The 18,950-nt window shown below is 70.7% G+C and carries 15 protein-coding genes; 10 read left to right on the top strand and 5 right to left on the bottom strand.

Annotated features, from left to right (window positions below):
• Nucleotides 1-35: 35 nt before the first annotated feature.
• Together MMF93_RS01230 and MMF93_RS01235 are read left to right on the top strand one after the other, a co-directional pair.
• Nucleotides 36-1,385, top strand: coding sequence for an MFS transporter (locus MMF93_RS01230; protein WP_242748684.1), 1,350 nt, complete (start codon nucleotides 36-38; stop codon nucleotides 1,383-1,385).
• A gap of 2 nt (nucleotides 1,386-1,387) precedes the next feature.
• Entirely contained in the window at nucleotides 1,388-4,312 is a 2,925-nt protein-coding gene (locus MMF93_RS01235; RefSeq protein WP_242748685.1) for an FAD-binding and (Fe-S)-binding domain-containing protein, read from the top strand.
• On the opposite strand, the gene MMF93_RS01240 is transcribed toward MMF93_RS01235, so the two are convergent.
• Both MMF93_RS01240 and MMF93_RS01245 read right to left on the bottom strand, forming a co-directional pair.
• Nucleotides 4,285-4,917 carry a LysE family translocator gene (locus MMF93_RS01240; protein WP_242748686.1) on the bottom strand — a complete coding sequence of 211 codons (633 nt, stop codon included), beginning with the start codon at nucleotides 4,915-4,917 and terminating at the stop codon, nucleotides 4,285-4,287. The genes MMF93_RS01235 and MMF93_RS01240 overlap by 28 nt on opposite strands.
• Before the next feature lie 477 nt (nucleotides 4,918-5,394).
• Nucleotides 5,395-5,994, bottom strand: coding sequence for a TetR/AcrR family transcriptional regulator (locus tag MMF93_RS01245; protein WP_242748687.1), 600 nt, complete (start codon nucleotides 5,992-5,994; stop codon nucleotides 5,395-5,397).
• Nucleotides 5,995-6,105: 111 nt separating this feature from the next.
• Here MMF93_RS01245 and MMF93_RS01250 point away from each other — a divergent pair, with 111 nt between their 5' ends.
• The 3 genes from MMF93_RS01250 (at nucleotide 6,106) to MMF93_RS01260 (ending at nucleotide 9,378) form a co-directional block, all read left to right on the top strand.
• Nucleotides 6,106-6,678: a hypothetical protein gene (locus tag MMF93_RS01250; RefSeq protein WP_242757170.1), complete on the top strand. Its 573-nt coding sequence runs from the start codon at nucleotides 6,106-6,108 to the stop codon at nucleotides 6,676-6,678.
• A gap of 154 nt (nucleotides 6,679-6,832) precedes the next feature.
• Nucleotides 6,833-7,837, top strand: coding sequence for a dipeptidase (locus tag MMF93_RS01255; protein ID WP_242748688.1), 1,005 nt, complete (start codon nucleotides 6,833-6,835; stop codon nucleotides 7,835-7,837).
• 95 nt (nucleotides 7,838-7,932) lie between these two features.
• Nucleotides 7,933-9,378 carry an amidohydrolase family protein gene (locus tag MMF93_RS01260; RefSeq protein WP_242748689.1) on the top strand — a complete coding sequence of 482 codons (1,446 nt, stop codon included), beginning with the start codon at nucleotides 7,933-7,935 and terminating at the stop codon, nucleotides 9,376-9,378.
• Nucleotides 9,379-9,434: 56 nt separating this feature from the next.
• Here the strand turns inward: MMF93_RS01260 and MMF93_RS01265 are convergent, their stop codons facing one another.
• Nucleotides 9,435-10,844 (bottom strand): serine hydrolase domain-containing protein, encoded by a 1,410-nt coding sequence (locus MMF93_RS01265; protein WP_242748691.1) that lies wholly within the window; start codon nucleotides 10,842-10,844, stop codon nucleotides 9,435-9,437.
• A gap of 149 nt (nucleotides 10,845-10,993) precedes the next feature.
• Entirely contained in the window at nucleotides 10,994-12,238 is a 1,245-nt protein-coding gene (locus MMF93_RS01270; protein ID WP_242748693.1) for an NAD(P)/FAD-dependent oxidoreductase, read from the bottom strand.
• Nucleotides 12,239-12,806: 568 nt separating this feature from the next.
• On the opposite strand from MMF93_RS01270, the gene MMF93_RS01275 reads away from it, so the two are divergent.
• Complete coding sequence (locus MMF93_RS01275) at nucleotides 12,807-14,012, top strand: PucR family transcriptional regulator (protein WP_242748695.1); 1,206 nt, start codon at nucleotides 12,807-12,809, stop codon at nucleotides 14,010-14,012.
• Nucleotides 14,013-14,122: 110 nt separating this feature from the next.
• Nucleotides 14,123-15,517: a serine hydrolase domain-containing protein gene (locus tag MMF93_RS01280; protein WP_242748696.1), complete on the top strand. Its 1,395-nt coding sequence runs from the start codon at nucleotides 14,123-14,125 to the stop codon at nucleotides 15,515-15,517.
• A 35-nt stretch (nucleotides 15,518-15,552) separates the two neighbouring features.
• Here MMF93_RS01280 and MMF93_RS01285 read toward each other — a convergent pair whose 3' ends face one another.
• Complete coding sequence (locus tag MMF93_RS01285) at nucleotides 15,553-16,332, bottom strand: class I SAM-dependent methyltransferase (RefSeq protein WP_242748697.1); 780 nt, start codon at nucleotides 16,330-16,332, stop codon at nucleotides 15,553-15,555.
• Nucleotides 16,333-16,524: 192 nt separating this feature from the next.
• Between MMF93_RS01285 and MMF93_RS01290 the strand changes: the two genes are divergently transcribed.
• The 3 genes from MMF93_RS01290 to MMF93_RS01300 are packed head-to-tail and all read left to right on the top strand — an operon-like array spanning nucleotide 16,525 to nucleotide 18,907.
• The gene (locus tag MMF93_RS01290; protein WP_242748698.1) at nucleotides 16,525-17,763 is read left to right on the top strand and encodes a sensor histidine kinase; all 1,239 of its coding nucleotides are present in this window, start codon (nucleotides 16,525-16,527) and stop codon (nucleotides 17,761-17,763) included.
• Nucleotides 17,760-18,416 carry a response regulator gene (locus tag MMF93_RS01295; protein ID WP_242748699.1) on the top strand — a complete coding sequence of 219 codons (657 nt, stop codon included), beginning with the start codon at nucleotides 17,760-17,762 and terminating at the stop codon, nucleotides 18,414-18,416. Before MMF93_RS01290 ends, MMF93_RS01295 begins: the two co-directional genes overlap by 4 nt.
• Nucleotides 18,417-18,448: 32 nt before the next feature.
• Entirely contained in the window at nucleotides 18,449-18,907 is a 459-nt protein-coding gene (locus MMF93_RS01300; protein ID WP_242748700.1) for an RrF2 family transcriptional regulator, read from the top strand.
• Nucleotides 18,908-18,950: the final 43 nt, after the last annotated feature.

Raw genomic sequence — 18,950 nt, forward strand, 5'->3', positions numbered from 1 at the left:
ACCCCGCACCCTGCGCCCCCTCCGGAGGCATTCGCATGCCCGCAACCGCGCAGTCGCCGACCAGTAAGGCCGCACTGGCCGGCGCCATCGGCACCACCATCGAGTGGTACGACTTCTTCCTCTACGGCACCGCCGCCGGCATCGTCTTCGACAAGCTGTTCTTCCCCCGCTTCGACAGCGTCGTCGGCACACTCATCGCCTTCGCCACCTTCGCCGTCGGCTTCGTCGCCCGGCCCCTGGGCGGCCTGATCTTCGGCCACTTCGGCGACCGGGTCGGCCGCAAGACCGCCCTCATCACCACCATGTTCCTCATGGGCGTCGGCACCTTCCTCGTCGGCGTCCTGCCGACCTACTCCGCCATCGGCGTCTGGGCGCCGGTCCTGCTGGTCCTCCTCCGCATCATCCAGGGCATCGGCATCGGCGGCGAGTGGGGCGGCGCCGTGCTGATGTCGGTCGAGCACGCGCCGGAAGGCCGCAAGGGCTACTACGGCAGCTGGCCCCAGATCGGCGTACCGGCCGGACTCATGCTGGGGACGGGCGTCTTCGCGCTCCTCTCCAGCGCCCTGTCCAGCGAGCAGTTCCTCGCCTGGGGATGGCGCATCGCCTTCCTGCTGAGCGCCCTCCTCGTCCTGCTCGGACTCTGGATCCGCCTGCAGGTCTTCGAGACCCCGGACTTCCAGGCCGTCAGGAAGGAGGACACCCAAGCGCGCATCCCGATCGTCGAACTCCTGCGCACCTCCAAGCTCAACCTGCTGCTCGGCATGGGCACCCGCATGGCCGAGGGGATCGCCTTCAACACCTGGGGCGTCTTCGCCATCGCCTACACCACGACCGAACTGGACGTGCCCAGGACGCACGCGCTGATCGGGGTGATGGTGGCCGCGGCGGTGTGCGTGCCCATGATCCCTCTGTGGGGGGCCGCCTCCGACCGGTTCGGCAGACTGCGTACGTTCGGGCTGGGAGCCGCGCTCTTCGGCGCTTCGGCGGTGCCGGCGTTCGTCCTCTTCGACACCGGCTCCGCGCTGGTCATCGGCGGCACGCTCGTCGTGACACTGGGCCTGTTCTACGGCGCCATGTACGGCCCCCAGGCAGCCCTGTACGCCGAACTGTTCCCGCCCAACGTCCGCTACAGCGGCGTGTCGTTCGTCTACCAGGTCTCCGGGATCTTCGCCAGCGGCTGCACCCCGCTCATCCTCACCAGCCTGCTGAACGCGGGAGACGGCAGTCCGTGGCTCATGGTCACCTACATCGTGGGCATGTCGGCGGTCAGCCTGGTCTCCGTCGTCCTCATCGCCGTGCTGGCACGACGCCGTGCCCGCGCCGCCGCCCCCGAGCCCGAACCCGCCGCCGCACAGCCGGCCTCCGCTCCGCCCGTAAGGCAGTGAACGTGCCCACCTCACCCTCCGGCGCCACCGCCGACCTCACCGCCGCCCTCCACCGCGCAGGCGTGAGGGAGACCGACGACTCGGCACTCGCCCGCTCCCTGTACGCCTCCGACGCCTCGCTCTACCGCATCCCGCCCAGCGCCGTCGTCTTCCCCCGCCACCCCGACGAGATCGCCGCCGTGCTGTCCGTGTGCGGGGAACACGGCGTCCCCGTCACCATGCGCGGCGCGGGCACCTCCATCGCCGGGAACGCCGTCGGACCCGGCGTCGTCGTCGACACCAGCCGCCACCTCGACCGGGTGCTGGAGGTGGACGCGGAGGCCCGCACCGCGCTCGTCGAACCCGGTGTCGTCCAGGCCCGCCTGCAACAGGCCGTCGCCCCGCACGGCCTGCGCTTCGGCCCCGACCCCTCCACCCACAACCGCGCCACACTCGGCGGCATGCTCGGCAACAACGCCTGCGGCAGCAGAGCGCTCGGCTACGGCCGCACCAGCGACAACGTCCTCGGACTCGACGTCCTCGCGGGCACCGGCGAGCGGCTGCGCCTGGGCGACGTGCCGGGGCGCACAGCGCACTCCCCCCTTCTCGATGAGCTGTCGCGGACCGTCCGCGCCGACCTCGCCGTCATCCGTACCGAACTGGGCCGCTTCCCGCGCCAGGTCTCCGGCTACTCCCTCGAACACCTCCTGCCGGAGCGCGACTTCGACGTCCCACGGGCGCTGGTGGGCAGCGAGGGGACCCTCGGCCTCACCCTGGCCGCGCGGGTCAACCTCGTACGGGACGAACCGGCGCGCCTCCTGGTCGTCCTCGGCTATCCGGCGATGGCCGAGGCGGCGGACGCCGTACCGGCGCTTCTGGCGCACGCACCGGTCGCCTGCGAGGGGATCGACGCGCGTATCGTCCGCACCGTCGCCGAGCGGCGGGGTGCAGCCGCGGTGCCCGCACTCCCGCGCGGGGACGGCTGGCTGCTGGTCGAGCTGGCGGGACCGGACACCGCGGCGCTCACCGCGGCGGCCGAGCGGCTGGTCAAGGACGCCGGAGCGCTGGACTCCCGCGTGATCACCGACCCTGGGCATGCCGCGGCGCTGTGGCGGATACGCGAGGACGGCGCGGGACTCGTCGCCCGCACCGCTGACGGCGCCCCCGCTCACGCCGGCTGGGAGGACGCCGCCGTACCGCCGGAACGCCTCGGCAGCTACCTGCGCGCGTTCGAGGCGCTGCTCACCGAACACCGGCTCACGGGCGTGCCCTACGGCCACTTCGGCGACGGCTGCGTCCACGTGCGCATCGACTTCCCGCTCGGCTCGCCGGGCGGAACCGGTGCCCTGCGCGACTTCCTCTTGGCGGCCGGCGAGACGGTCGCCCGGCACGGCGGCTCCCTCTCCGGCGAACACGGCGACGGACGGGCCCGAGGCGAGCTGCTGCCGCTGATGTACTCGCCCGAGGCCATCGGCCTCTTCGCCCGCGTCAAAGGGGTCTTCGACCCCGACGACCTGCTCAACCCCGGCGTCATCGTGCGGCCAGAACCCGTGGACGCGTCCGTACGCGCCGCCGGCGCACGCCCGCTGCGCCGCACCGAGCTGCCCACCCTCGCTCTGGCCCACCGGCACGACCGCGGCGACCTGTCCATGGCCGTGCACCGCTGCACCGGAGTCGGCAAGTGCCGCGCCGACACCACGGCGGCGGGCGGCGTGATGTGCCCCAGCTACCTGGCCACCCGCGAGGAGAAGGACTCCACCCGCGGGCGCGCCCGCGTTCTCCAGGACGTCGTCTCCGGGCGACTCGGGCCCGACGGCTGGCGGTCGCGGGCGCTGCACGAGGCGCTCGATCTCTGCCTGTCCTGCAAGGGCTGCTCCTCGGACTGCCCGACCGGCACCGACATGGCCGCCTACAAGGCAGAAGCCCTGCACCAGCGCTACCGCAGGCGGCTGCGCCCCCGCAGCCACTACTCCCTGGGCCGGCTGCCGACCTGGAGCCGCCTGGTCACCAGGCTCCCCGTGTTCACCCGGATCGCGAACCGTGTGCTGCGCTCCCCCGCCCTCCGTCCGCTCCTGAGCTGGGGCGCCGGCGTCGACGCCCGCAGGCCGCTGCCCTCCTTCGCGCCCGTCACCTTCCGGCGCTGGTTCGCCCGGCGGCCCGCCGGGCGGCCACCGCGACACGGCGACGTCGTCCTGTTCACCGACACCTTCACCGACGCCTTCTCGCCCGAGGTGGGTCAGGCGGCGGTCGCGGTGCTCGAAGACGCCGGCTACCGGGTCGCCGTCACGGCGCGGCCGGTGTGCTGCGGCCTGACCTGGATCTCCACCGGTCAACTGGACGGCGCGGCCAAGCGGGTACGGGCGACCGTACGCGCGCTCCTCCCGCACGTCCGCGCCGGCGCTCTGGTCGTCGGACTCGAACCCTCCTGCACGGGAGTGCTGCGCTCCGACGCCGCCGAGCTGCTGGACGGCGACGACGCCACGGCAGCGGCCGAGGTCGCCGACGCCACCCGTACCCTCGCCGAACTGCTCTCGGACACCCCGGGGTGGAGCCCGCCCGACCTGTCGGGAAACACCTACGTGGCCCAGCCGCACTGCCATCACCACGCCGTCATGGGCTGGGACACCGACCTCACCCTCCTGACCCGGGCAGGCGCCGAGGTCACCCGCGTCGGCGGCTGCTGCGGACTGGCCGGCAACTTCGGCGTCGAACGCGGCCACCACGACGTCTCCGTCGCCGTCGCGGAACACCGCCTCCTGCCCGCCGTCCGCGAGGCCGCGCCGGACACCGGCATCCTGGCGGACGGCTTCAGCTGCCGCACCCAGCTGAGCAACCTGACCGACCGACCGGGCGAACACCTGGCACAACTGCTCGCGCGCCGCCCTGACACGGCGGGGCAGTCCCGATCGGCTGCACAGGATCAGGGGCGGTGCGCGAAGAGGAGGTAGCCGCCGAAGCCGAGAAATCCGACGCCGGTCGCCTGGTCAAGTCGGCGGCGCGGCACACGCAGCCGGCTGCCGTCCTGGCGCAGCGCCCGTCCCACCGCGATGTACAGCACGGCGGCGACCCCCTCGACAGCGATGTAGGCGGCGGCGAGCGGGACGAGGGAGTGGGCCGCGGCACCCGCGGGAAGAAACTGCGGCAGAAACGAGGCGAACAACAACAGGGCCTTCGGGTTCGACAGGGCGGTGGCGAACTCCTGCCGCACGGCGACGGCATGGCGCGCGGGCGGGCGTGACACGGCCCTCTCACGCCCGCCCGCACCCGCACCCGCTCCCGCGTTCCGCAGAGCCGTGACACCCAGCCACAGCAGGTAGGCGACGCCGAGCCATCGCACGACCTCGAACGCGAGGGCTGAGCGCGCCAGGGCCGTGCCGAGACCCGAGACCACCATGGTGACGAGCAGAGCGAAGGCGGCGAACCGTCCTGCGACCCCCGCCAGCGCGTAGCGCGCGCCGGCCAGGGCGGCGTTGCGCAGGCCGAGGAGCTGATTGGCCCCCGGGATCATGGCCAGCAGGAAGGCCGCCGGAAGAAAGAGCTGCCACGCGATCATGCCGGCAGTCTTCCCGGCCGCCGCCTCCGACAGGGGCCCTCTCCCCCACTTTCCGGTCACAGAACCGCGGTCGCCGCGATCCTTGCCGCCCTTCCTCTCGCGATCGTCGCGTTCATGCCCGGCCGCACCCCTGTGCCCGGCAGCCCCGCGGCGGCCGGAACGCCGGGCCCGGCACCGGGCTCGTTGACGGTCGCCCCCGCGTGAGCCCGCTGTCACTTCACGCCTCAGGCCGAAGAAGTGCGCCGGGTGGATGAACGAGCACCGACCGGGTGGCCACGACGCAGCTCACCGAGTAGGGCTGCCGTTGGTCGCAGCGATGGATACAGCCACCGGTGGTGCATGGTCGAGCAGTCGGCGAGCTTCGGCTTCGGGGAGATCGCCGACTGGAACCGCAAAACGCCCTCTTCGGCAAGCCGCATCGCCCGTGGTCTGACGACCGCTCCTGCCTCACCGTCCTTGTCGGGCACGCGGCCCGACTCAATCCGCTGCGTGCGCTGTGGAACGCGCCTGCAAGATACCCTCAACACTCTCCAGGAACGTCTCGGTGATCAGTCCGGGATCGGAGAGGCACCCCGCGGCCATGGCTCCGTCCCGGAGCATGACGAAGTGCCGCCCCGCTGCCTCGGCGGGCGCGTCACCGACGTTGGCCAACAGCTCCGTGACGGTGTCGAGGAACCACTGGCGGTGTGCGAGAACGGCCTGGTGGATCGGGTGCGCCGGATCGGGATACTCGGCCACGGCATTGAGGAAGGCGCAGCCGCGGAAGCCCTCCGAACGAATGCCCTCGGCGATGGCACGACCGACCGCGCGCACCTTGTCGCCAGGGGTGTGGGCACCGTCCTGTGCGGCCGACAGCTGCGCTCTGATGCCCTGGTCCGCCTGCTCGAGATAGGCGAGGACTAGATCCTCCTTGCCGGAGAAGTGGCGGTACAGGGTCGCCCGGGTCACCTGTGCTTCCTCGATGATCCGGTCGACGCCGACGGAGTGGATCCCCTCGGCGTAGAAGATCCTTACCGCCGTACCGAGCAGCCGCGCTCGGGCCTCGGACGTGCTGCCTTCTGTCGACTTCCGGCTCATGAGCCCCACTCTACAGCCGGGGGAGAACGTTCGGTCTTGACAAGTGACGCAGGGTACCCAAGGATAAAAAGAGACCGAACGTTCTCCCCCGACATGGAAGGCGGATTCGCCATGGGCACCGTCGTCGACCACCCCGCTCCCACCGCACCGACCGAGCTCCCGGCAGCCCTGCGCCGGCTGTACCTCTCACGTTTCGCGTTCGCAGCCGTCTGGGCGGCCCTGCTGTTCGCGAGGGCCGACACGCTGGGCCCGCTCAGCGGAACGCTGCTGGTGCTCTACCCCCTCTTCGACGCGGCCTGCGCGGTGGCCGACCTGCGGTCGACGCGGGCGGCAGACGGCGCGGCCACGAGGCTGTGGGTGAACATCGGGCTCAGCGTCCTCACCGGCGTCGCGCTGGCGGTCGCACTCGCCGCCGGCATCCCGGCCGTCCTGCGGGTGTGGGGTGTCTGGGCTGTCACGGCGGGCATCACGCAACTCGCCGTGGGAGTGGCCCGGCGCCGAATGGGCGGGCAAGGGCCGATGATCGTGAGCGGGGCCATCTCCACCCTGGCCGGCGTGAGCTTCTTCCTCCAGGCCGGCAAGGACGGCGCCACACTCAGCCATCTCGCCGGGTACGCCTTCCTCGGTGGCGTCTTCTTCCTCGTCTCGGCGCTGCGCCTGAAGTCTGCGGGCCGGATCGGCTGAGCGTCCGTCGGCGCGGACTCTCCCTTGATAGCGGGCGGCCGTTTGCGACATCCGTCGAACCGGCATCGCGCTCCACACGACAGCTGCAGCTCGCTCAGCGTCTCGCGCGGTCCTAGCATTCGGCCGAGACCCGCCTTTCGCCCCTGGGAGATCCATGAAGCAGGAGTACGCGACGACGCAGCCCGACCTCGCGACCGAGTACGCCCGAGCGCTGGTGTGGGAGCAGCATTGCTGCCTTCCGCTCGACCCGGACACCCGCATCGACGAGCTGTGGCGGTACGCGGACGCGGGAGCCTCCTTCGTCTCGGTGAACGTCGGTTACGCGCCACACGACATCGCCGACACGATCAGGGTCCTGTCCGCGTTCCGCCGTCATGTGCTCATGAACCCCGACCGCTACGTCATGGCCGACTCGGCGGACGACGTACGCCGGGCCAAGGCCACCGGGCGTCTCGCGGTCGCCTTCGACCTCGAGGACACGCGTCCCCTGGGAGGCCGCATCGACACTGTGCAGACGTACTACGACCTCGGGGTCCGGACCATGCTGCTCACCTACAACCAGCGGAACACCGCCGGTTCGGGCTGTCATGACGACTCTGACGGCGGCCTGACCGAGTTCGGCAGAGAAGTGGTGGCCGAGATGAACCGCGTGGGCATGGTCGTCGACGCCACCCACTGTTCCTACCGCACGTCCATGGACATCTTCGCCACCTCGACGGCACCGGTCATCCTGTCCCACTCGGCGACACGAGCGGTCCACGACCACGAGCGCAACGTGTGGGACGACCAGATCCAGGCGTGCGCCGCGACGGGTGGTGTCATCGGGATCAACGGCGTAGGAATCTTCCTGGGCGACAACGACACGAGCACCAAAGCACTCGTCCGCCACGTCGATCACGCCGTCGACCTGGTCGGCTGGGAGCATGTGGGCCTCGGCCTCGACTTCTGCTTCGCCACCGACGACGTCAACGGTGAACTGAGCCAGAACCCTGACCTCTTTCCGTCGAGCTACGAGCAATGGGATCGTATCGATTTCATCGAGCCGGAGCGCCTGCCCGCGATCGCGTCGGCCCTGGCGGACCGGGGCTATTCGTCCGAGGCCGTACGCGGAATCCTCGGCGGGAACTTCCTCCGCGTGGCGCAGAACGTGTGGCGCTGACAGCTCATCAAGGCGCCATAAGCGGCATCGGGTAGCAAACTTCATTCGACGTGCTGCGCCCCGCAGAAGGACGCAGTCGACCCTGGAAGGAGATCATGTCACTCCTGTTGACCGGTGCGACCGTTATCGACGGCGTCTCCGAAGAAGGAATCGAAGGTCGGTCGATCCTGGTGGACGACGGCCGCATCGTGGCGGTCGGCCGGCCGGACGAGATTCCGGTCCTGCCGGACACCGAGGTGGTCGATCTCAGCGGAAAGTTCATCATCCCGGGGTTGATGAACGCCAATGTGCATCTCTTCGTCAACGTCCTCTTCGAGACGCTCGTACGGTACGAGGGCAGGTACGAGGAGTTGATCGTCGAGGCCGCCCAGGTCGCACTCAGGAGCGGCATGACGACGGTGTTCGACACCTGGGGGCCGCGGCGCGCGCTCACGGCGGTCCGCGACCGGATCGACCGGGGCGAGGTCGTGGGCAGCCGTGTGCGCTGCGCCGGGAACATCATCGGGTTCGAGGGCCCGTTCTCCCAGGATTTCGACGGACGGATTCCCGGGGTCGGCAGCTCTCATTTCGTCGACCGGGTGAACGCGACGTGGGTCGAAAACACCGGGCGGCATCTGATGTGGCTGACGCCCGAGGTGGTGGGGGAAGAGGTCCGGACGTACATCGAGCGCGGCATCGACTTCGTCAAGTATGCGGCGAACGAACACGGCGGCACCGCCGCCGGCGCCTTCCTCCAGTTCTCCGAGTCGACGCAACGCGCCATCGTCGAAGAGGCTCATCGCGCAGGGCTGACCGCTCAGTCGCACAGCCAGACGGTAGAGGGCCTGCGGATGTCGATCGAGGCGGGCTGCGATCTCGTACAGCATTGCAACATGACGGGGCCTGTGGAGATTCCCAGCAGAACCCTCGAGCTCTTTTCGCAGCACAACTGTGGCGCCGTCGTCTTTCCGTTGACCGACAGCGGAATGGAGGCCCTGAAGGAGAACGTTTCGGACCACGAATGGACGATGTGGAAGGCGTCGGACGCCAATACACGCCGCCTCATCAACTCCGACGCGATGATCCTCCTCGCGAACGACGGAGGCATCTTCCCCCCGGAAGTCATGCAAGAGCCGATGATCAAGGGCACGTGGAACGGATTGCCCGAGGACGAAGCTCTGGGACGGCTGGCGACGGGTCACTTCGTCTGGCTGAGGGCCATGGAGGAGAAAGGCATGTCGCCGATGGACCTGCTGCACGCCGCGACCCGGAACATCGCCAGGGCCTACCGAGTCGAGGACGACCTCGGAACACTCGAAGTGGGCAAGATCGCCGACATGGTCGTGCTGGACGCGGATCCACTGCAGGGCGCCAAGAACTACCGAAGCATTCACGCAGTCGTCAAGGACGGCGCATTGGTGGACATTGAGGCGCTCCCGGAGCGGCCGCTCCTGACCGCGGAGCTGGCCGGCCCGCTCGATGAAGAAGCCCGCTACAAGAGGTTCCTCCACCACGGTGCTCGCCTGCCGGGTTGCCCGGCCTGTGCGCACGGAGCGCACTGACGGCCGGACCCCGAACCCAGGACCCCGGACCGCCCCACCACGGCCCCGAAGGCGTCTCAGGACACCTTCGGGGTCGCGCGCATGCCGTGGTGCACATAGCTCTCGCCGGTGGGCACCGCGTAGAAGGTCACCGGTGTCCAGGACGGACTGTCGGCGAACCGCACGAGGAACTGGCTGTCCGAGACCGGCACCAGCGCGGTCTCCACAACCGGCTCCGGCACCAGGTGCGCGAGCGGCCCGGTCGTCGTGTGCCGCAGCCGCAGCCCGTCGGTTCCCTGGAGGATGTCGATGCGCGTTCCGGCTCGCTCGTACCGTCCGAGGTACCGACGGGCATCCACCGCTACGGGTTCGGCGGGTGGCTGCGGCGGCTCTGGCAACGCCACCCCGGCCTGTTCGGCGAAGAGCTCCCCGAACAGGTCCCAGTACAGGTCCTTCGCCGCGCCGCCGTTGGTGAGGAGAGTGACGGCCAGATCCTGTGCGGGCAGCACCCGCAGGAACGCCGCCTGCCCGAGCGTGGACCCGTCGTGCCCGATCAGTCGGTGGCCGGCCCAGCCGAAGCGGATCCAGCCGAGCCCCCAGGAGTCCCCGAGCGAGAGCGCGTCCGGCAGTTCGACCTGCCGCTCGGTCATCGCCTGTGCCGCACGTTCCGAGAGCAGTCGTGTGCCGTCCGGGGTGATGCCTCCCGCCAGGTGCAGACGGGCGAAGGCGAGGACGTCCTCGGCCGTGGCGGTGATCAGGCCGGCCGGTCCTGCGGAGCGCGGCAGACCCCAGGTGGGGACCGGGCGGGGCGGCTGGTCGCCCTCGGCGTCATGGCCCATGGCGGTCCGGAAGCGCAGCGCGTCCTCCGGCAGCGTGACGGTGCGCCGCAGGCCGAGCGGCGCGCACAACCGCTCGTGCAACGCACGGTCCCAACTCGTGCCGGTGATCTGCTCGATGACCCGTCCGGCGAGCACGAATCCGGAGTTGCAGTACGAGAACGTCGCCCCCAACGGGTGGTTCTGTGCGGCCTCGTCCAACTGGTCGACGAATCGTGCCAGGCAGTCGTCGCCGCGGCCGGTGTCGGTGAACACGTCCCCGTCGATGCCGCTCGTGTGGGTCAGCAGGTGCCGCATCGTCACCCGCCGTGCCACGTGCGGGTCGGCGAGGCGCAGTTCCGGCAGAACGTCGGCCACCGGGGCGTCCAGGTCGAGGGCGCCCTCGTCGACGAGTTGCATGACGAGGGTCGCCGTCCACACCTTCGTGAGGGACCCGATCTGGAAGAGGGAGTCCCGCGTGGTGGTGACCCCGGTGTCCTTGTTGAGCACGCCGTACGCGGCCACGTCGCTGTGGTCGCCACGTGCGACGCCCAGGACCGCACCGGGCACCCGGTGTCGTTCGGCGAGTTTTGTCAGTCGCCGCTGCCAGTACGGGAGTTTCAGCGGCGGGAAGGAGGTACGGGGGTGGTCGATGCGCAGCGGTCGGGACAAGGCGGGCTGTCTCCTCGTGGTTCGCAGGGGGCGGCGGACATGTTCGTTCGCGCGCCGCGACGTGCTCGCCGCGGCCGGGACATGAGGTTCGGGCCGGCCGACGGCGATCCGACAGCGGTCGTCGCTCCGCTGCCGGCCGGGCCGCGCCGTCAGCGCAGTGGATCGACGGCGCGCAGGGCCTCAGGGGGCTGACCCGTGGCGATCTGCTCGGCGAGGAGCCTGCCGCTGACCGGGCCCAGGAAGATGCCCCACATCCCGTGGCCGCCGGCGAGGTAGACACGGGGGTTGCTCCCGGATCCGATCAGGGGGAGGCCGTCCGCGGTGCAGGGGCGGGCACCTACCCATTCGTCCTGGCGGTCGTCGAGTTGCGCGCCTCGCAGGAGAGTGCGCGCCTGGATGACGAGAGACTGGATGCGGCGCGGGTCCTTGGGCGCGGTGACGTCCCGGAACTCCATCGTTCCGGCGATCCGTGCCCGGTCGCCGAGGGGGGTGCAGACGACCTTCTGCTCGGTGAAATAGACAGGTCCCTCGGGTAGGCGGTTCATCTTGACGGTGAAGGAGTAGCCCCGTCCCGCCTGCACGATCTGCCTGACACCTGCCTGGCGGGCCAGCCGGTTGATCCACGCGCCGTGGGCGAGTACGACAGCATCGTAGTCCTCGCCGGCCACGGTGACGCCGGCGCCGGTCGGGTGGAGGGTGCGCACTTCGGCCCCCTCGGCGATCAGGCTGCCCCGCGCCCGTACGGAGTCGGCGATGGCCTGGACGTACTGGGCGGGGTCTATGAACCGCTCGCCGTGGAAGCGCACCACGCGGGTGATCTCATCGGCCAGGACGGGTTCGGAGTCCCTCGCGGCGGCGCCGTCGAGGACCTCGAAGTCCACCGGACGGCCGGTGGCCCGCAGATGGGCGAATTCCTCCAGCAGTCCCTTGCTTTCCTGCGCGGTGCGGAAGGCCGCGGTCAGCGGGTCGGCCGGCTGGGTGCGGGCAGTGACCCCGCCCTCCTCCAGCGCGTCGAACGCGGTCAGGGCGCCCTCGATGAGGGGCAGCATGCCCTGCATCGCCCTGTTCCACCGGGCGGACGTGCAGTTGCGGGCGAACTGTGCCAGCCACCGCAGCGTGCGCGGGTCCGCGGTCGGCGGTATGTAAAGCGGGGACGACGGGTTGAACATGGCGCGGACACCGTACTTCAGGACCGCCGGTTCGGGCAGCGGAGCAGCCAGGCTGGACGTCAGCCATCCTGCGTTGCCCCAACTGGAGCCGGCGGCCACGCCCGAGCGGTCGAGGACCGTTACGCCGACCCCGGCCTCCTGGAGGAACCACGCGGTCGACAGTCCGACCATCCCGGCGCCGATCACGGCGACTCGCCTGGGGGGCTTGCGCGTCGAGCGGGTCATGCCTGGACACCACCTTCAGCGTCTGCGCGCGGTGGGCCCGGACGTTCGGTGAGAAGCATGCTGGTCTCCTGAAGAGGGGGCTGTGCGGCGGTGAGGGCGGCTGCCGGTGTGACAGACGTCGGAATGGAGGGCTGCAACACCGGTCAACCGCAGGGCTGACTTCAGGCGGCGGAAGGCAGATAGTGAGCCGGAACGGGGCCCCGACCGACCGTTCCCCGAGTAAGGAGCCGCCGGTTCCGGGACTTCTCCCTCTAGACTCGCGCAGTCCGCGCTTGCAGACACGTGGCCCGCGTTGCGTTGTGGGCATCAGTACTTCAACACCTGTCGTACGGTCGGTCGGCGCCGGCCAACGGCGTTACGCGGACGCCGCCGTCGAGGACGGCCCGCTACGGCACCCAGCCGCAGCAGGACCGTGGACGTCCGACCTGCCCCGCATCACCGCACGCGTCATCTGTCGCACCAAAGCGTCCCACCTTGTGACTGGCGTCGCACGACGTGGTACGACTTGGGGGCGCCGACGGGAGTCGTGGGCGGGCGAGCGTAGGTCTGCGGCAGGGTGGTGAGTCGTGTGCTCGAAGAGCTTCAGCGCGTGGTGGAGGTACTCGCGCATCGTCTCGGGCGAGCGGTCGCCGTGGACGACCTGGACTTCAGGTTGCTGGCCTACAGCGCTCACCTCGGCGAGGGCGACGAGATGCGCGCGCGGGTCATTCTCGGCCGTGAGGCGCCACCCGAGGCCCTGGCATGGTTGCGGCGCCAGCGTCTGGGGCGCGCGACCGGACCGGTACGGCTCCCGGCCGACAACGGCCTCGGAATCCTGCCGCGGGTAGTGGTGCCGGTCGTGTACCAGGGCGTGCGCTTCGGCTACCTGTGGCTGTTCGACGCAGAAGGCTCACTGACCGACGAGCAGTTGGAGCTGGCTTCGGCGGCGGCCGCTGACGCGGGCGCCGCCTGTTTCCGCGAGCGCGTCCTCTCGGACCTGCGCACGGCTCGGGAAGGCGAGCTGGTGCGCGACCTGCTCTCGGAAGACGAAGAGGTGAGGGGCATGGCCTCGGCCAGGCTGGTCGAGGGCGGCCTGTTCGCGCCGCGGGGCGACGTCGCCGTCGTCGTCGCGCGACCGCTTCCCACGGACGCGGACGGAGTCGACGAGGACGACCGGATAGCTCTCCAGGCCGCTTTGGACACGGTCTCCACTCGGCTCGGCGACCGAGGGAGCCTGCGCCTGGTTCGGCCGGACCACGCGGTCCTGGTCGTCCCGAACGTGACACTGCGACGCTCACCGGAGTTGCCGGACGCTCTCAGGACGACTTCACTGGAACGGCTGGGCGGAAAGGCGAAGTGGCGTGACGTCCATGTCGCCACGGGCAGCCCGGCCCGCCGACTCGACGATGCCGCCACTTCGTACACGCAGGCGCTCGAAGCTCTGCGCGTGGCCGAGGTCGTCCCCTCGTTCGCCCCGCTGGTCGCACACGAGGACCTGGGCATCTACGCGCTGCTCGCCGGCCAGCCTTTCGGCCGGCTCGGCAGCCATGGAGTCCACCCCTCGGTAAGGCAGTTGCTCGAAGCCGACCGTGCGCTCTTCACCACCGCCGAGGTGTACCTGGACAGGGCGGGTGACGCACGGGCGACCGCCACCGAGCTCGGACTGCACCGCGCGAGCGTGTACCACCGCGTCCGGCGCATCGAAGACGTCACCGAACTCGACCTCTCCGATGGGCAGCACCGCCTCATCCTCCACCTCGGCATCAAAGTCTGCCGACTCCTGGGGCTCGTCTGAGGCGGGACACTGAACAGAACACCCTGCTGCGACACCCGTCGAACAGCCATAGGGCAATGCGCGACGAGCGTCGCATGTGGCCGAGCGCGCGTTCGTCTACCTTTGTGAGCATGATGACGTCGGAGGAGCTCACTCGTCGCCTTGCGGACCTGGCCGAAGAGTGCAACGTGGCGGGCGCGGCAGCGGCCCTGTGGCACGACGGCAGGGTTGCCAGAGCCGGAATTGGAACGGCCAACGTCGCCACCGGTGCACCCGTGCTGCCCGACACGCTGTTCGCCGCAGGCTCCGTCACCAAGGTGTTCACCGCATCCCTGGCGATGGCCCTCGTGGATGACGGTCTGCTCGAACTCGACGCACCCGTGCGCGCCTACCTGCCCGAGTTCAAGCCCGTGCATTCCGAGCGGGCAGCGGCCATCACCGTGCGCATGCTGCTGAACCACTCATCGGGCCTGCCCGGCGACTACATGCCGGACCTGGCTTCAGGCGATGACGTGCTCGAACGGTTGATGGGCGAGCTCGCCACCCTGCCGGTCACGGGCGTCCCCGGCGAGCGGTGGTCGTACAGCAACATGGGAATGGGCACTCTCGGACGGCTGATCGAAGTGATCACCGGCGAGAGCTACAACACCGCTCTCGACACACGCGTCCTCCGGCCCCTCGGCCTCAACGCCACCGCCGACGCCGAAGAGCTCCTTCTGCGCTCGGTCGCCGTGGGACACACCGTCGACCCCACCACCGGGAACGTGTCACCGGTCTCCCGGCTGCGCGCCTGGCCCGAGAACGGCCCCGCCGGCTCCCGCTTGTGGCTCGACGTCGACGCTCTGATCGATTTCGGGCGGACGCACATCGACGGGACGACGCCCGACGGACGCCGGTTTCTGTCCCCGTGGGCACTTCACGAGATGCGCGAGCCCCAGTTCGACGACTTCTGGGGCTGCTTCCCCATGTACGTGAACTATGGTCTCGGCTGGGCCGTCGTACGGGAGGGTGACGACCCCGTCCTGGCGCACGGCGGCGCCAATCTCGGTATGCACTCGACCCTGTACGTACTCCCGAGGCAAAAGGCTGTTCTGGCGGTGCTCACGAACAGCACGACCGGGTTCCAGCTGTATTCCGCGCTGTGTGAGCGTCTGCTCAGGGAGTGCTTCGGCGTCCACAGCCCGGCTTCCACGTATTCGCCAAGGCCGGCCGTCGAGGTCGACAACGAGCACTTCACCGGGGTCTACCGGTCCCCCAACGGGCAGGTGTCCGTCGACGTGCGCGACGGGCGGCTCCACCTCCGACTGACACCGGCGCCCCACTTGGACGCATGGGAACGGCTGAACGGCCGCACGCCCGGTGTCAGTCAGGCCCTCCCCCTCGTCTGCGTCGACAGCGAGCAGCGCCGGTTCTCCCTGGGCCTCGGCGGGCCGGGGACTTCCGCGGCCGTGCAGTTCTACGACCCGGGCGCGGACGGACGTCCCACGCTGGTCCGGGTGGGAACCCTCTACGAACGGGCACGCTGAGCGACAACCCACCGCTCAACGCGGTCTCCCGGAGCCTAGCCATCCGTCCGGTGCGTGACGCGGATCTTGGACTGGCCGTGCGGGAGGTCCTCCCAGTCGTCCATGAAGCGGGCGGTCAGGCCGTGGGCGGCGGCGAGGGAGAGCAGGGTTTCGGTGCGGTAGTAGAAGTCCTCCCGCAGCACGTGGTGTTCCGCGCCCTCCGTACGGTCGAAGGTGAAGTCGAACCAGCCGCCCGGGGCGAGGACGCGGCCGATGTGGGCGAAGCACTCCTCGATCACCGGCAGGGGCGAGTGGGAGAACACGCTGTGCGCGTGCACCACGTCGAACCGGCCGTCCGGCAGGAAGCCCAGCGAGAGGTCGCGCACCGGTGTCAGCGTCGGCAGCCGGTCCTGGAGCCCCTGGTCGCGGAGTGTGTCCTGCGCCGCGAACAGGATGTCGGGAGAGATGTCGATGCCGTGGTAGTGGCCGGGACGCAGGTACTCGATGAAGCGCCAGCCCGCTCGCAGGTTGCCGCAGCCGATCTCCAGCATCCGGTGCTCCGGGCGCAGCCCGTGCCTGAGCAGGTAGTCGAACTGCATGGCTCCCAGCGCCAGCCAGCGCTCCCGGCTGCGGCCGCCCACGGCCGCGTCGGGATCGCGGCGCGTGTCCGAGCGCATGACCGCCCGGTAGTAGGCGACGTGATCCGGCGAGCGGTAGCGCAGCCACGTGTCGCGGGCGGTGCGGCGCAGGTGCCGTGGCACACGGGCGGGGTGGCGCAGTGCGTAGGACAGGCGGTGGGTGAGGGAGGAGCGGTCGGCTGTCAGGTTCTTGGGCATGGCTGTGCTCGTTCTCGGTAGGGGCCGTTTTCCAGCAGTCTCACCGGCGTCACCGCCTCGGGGCGTCGGATGTGCGGCTGTCCGGGACGGCCCCGCCGGGCCACGCCGGGGTCAGCCGATCGGATGATGTGTCTCATGAGGAGCGCTTGTATACGTGGTGGTGCGAGGCCCCCGGGAGGCGATGAGGACGCGGTGGAGCGAGACGACACGGAGCCGGACCCCGACGCGCGCTGGCTGACCGCCGCCCTCGACGCCGCCTTCCTGCTGTTGCTCGGCGGTGCGCTCGCCCGCCTGTTCACCCACGGCCGGGCCGAGGGCGCGCGCTCCGCATGGGTGCTCGCGCTCTTCCTCGCCTTCGGTGCGCTCTACCTCTTCGGGCGGCTGACGGCGCCTGCCCCACGCCACGGTGAACGCCCCACCGTCCGGCATCTGGTCTGGCTCGGCGCGGTGCTCGCGCTCTGGCTGGTCCTGCTCGCCCTCGAACCGAGCGCCACCTGGTGCACCATGCCGCTGCTGTTCACCGGGCTGCACCGGCTGCCCGTGCGGCTCGCGGTCCCGCTCGCCGCCGCGCTGGTCCTTCTCGTGGTCGTCTCCGAGGTGCGGATCGCCTCCGGCGGTTTCAACCCGAACCTGGTGATCGCCCCGGTGGCTCTCGGTACGGTCGCCACTGCCGTCCTCGTGCACGGCCGGCGTCTGGCCACTCGGCAGCGGCTGCTGATCGGCGACCTGGTGCGCGCCCGCGGGGAGCTGGCCGCCTCCGAACGGCACGCGGGCATCCTGGCCGAGCGCCAGCGGCTGTCGGCGGAGATCCACGACATCCTGGCCCAGAGCCTGTCGAGCCAGCGGATGCTGCTGCAGGCCGCACAGCGCCACTGGCACACGGAGCCGGACGCCGCGCACACGCATGTGTGGGACGCCGCCGCGACCGCGGACCGCGCGCTGGCCGAGGTCCGCAGGTTCGTGCGCGACCTGGCCCCGCTCGACCTCGCCGAGAACTCCCTCGTCACCGCGTTGCGCACGCTCGCCGAACGGGACGGCGCACCCGGCCGGGCCGTCGAGTTCCGCCTGGACGCCGCGCCCGGCGGCCCAGGCCCGCTGCCCGGGGCGGTCGAGGCGGCGCTGCTGCGCGTGACCCAGCAGGCGCTGGCCAACGCGCGGGAGCACGCCGGGGCGTCCCGGGCCGTCGTCACCCTGACCTGTCTGGAGGACCGGATCACCGTGGACATCGCCGACAACGGCTGCGGCTTCGACGCCCGGAAGCCGCCGCGCCGGCCCCGGGCAGCCGAGCGAGGGCACGGCCTGCCCGTCATGCGCATGCGGGCCAGGGAGGCCGGCGGATCGCTCACCGTCGAGTCGGTGCCCGGGGAGGGGACCGTCGTGACGATGGCCGTGCCGCTCGCCACCGGCGACGCCGGAAGGGAGACGCCGTGACCGGCACACCCGCCACGGTCCGGGTACTGCTGTGCGACGACCACGCCGTCGTCCGTGCCGGGCTGCGCGCCCTGCTGTCCAGCACCGACGGCATCGAGGTCGTCGGGGAGGCGGGCAGCGGCGAGGAGGCGCTCGCCATGGCTGCGGGGCTGTCGCCTCACGTGGTGCTCATGGACCTGCAACTGGGTGCCGGCATGGACGGTGTGACGGCCACGCGCCGGCTGACGTCCGCCGAGGACGCGCCGGTGGGCGGCCCAGCGCCGCGGGTGCTGGTCCTCACGATGTTCGACACGGACGCCGACATCGCCCGCGCCGTCGCCGCGGGCGCCACCGGATACCTGCTCAAGGCCGAGCGCCCCGAGCGGCTGTTCGCGGCGATCAGGGACGCGGCGGCCGGGCGTACGGTGCTGTCGGGTTCGGTGGCCGACCGCGTGGTCTCCCGCCTGCGCAGCCCGGGTCCCACTCTCACCCCGCGGGAGAGCGACATCCTCGGCCGGCTCGTGCAGGGTCTCGGCAACCGGGAGATAGCCCGGGCGCTGTTTCTGAGCGAGGCCACGGTCAAGACGCACCTCGGGCGCATCTACGCGAAGCTGGACGTGCGCACGCGGGCGGGGGCGGTGGCAGCCGCCGCCCGCCACCGCCTGCTGCCGTGAGGGCGTCGCGTGCGTCGGGGCATAATGTCACCATGCGGATCTCGGCCAAGGCGGACTATGCGGTACGCGCCGCGCTGCAGCTCGCGACGGCCGAGCCGGGCGGAACGGTGAAGGCCGAGTTCATCGCGGACGCGCAGGAGATCCCTCACAAGTTCCTCGAGGGCATCCTCAACGACATGCGCCGCGGCGGGCTCGTCGCCAGCCAGCGGGGCGTCAACGGCGGCTACCGGCTGGCGAAGCCGACGGAGGACATCAGCATCGCCGACATCATCCGGGTCGTCGACGGTCCCCTGGTCTCGGTGCGGGGTGTGCGTCCGCCGGAGTTGTCCTACAGCGGGCCGGCCGAGTCGCTGCTGCCGCTGTGGATCGCGCTGCGCGTCAACGTGCGCCAGATCCTCGAAGGCGTCTCGCTGGCCGACCTGGTCTCCGGCCGGCTTCCCGGTGAGGTCTCCCTGCTGACCGACTCCCCCTCGGCCTGGGCCAACCCGTAGTCCTCTCGTCCGGATTCCGCCAGGCGCCACTCCGAGGCGCTGT

The sequence above is a fragment of the Streptomyces tubbatahanensis genome (genome assembly GCF_022699385.1).
Taxonomy (GTDB): domain Bacteria; phylum Actinomycetota; class Actinomycetes; order Streptomycetales; family Streptomycetaceae; genus Streptomyces; species Streptomyces diacarni.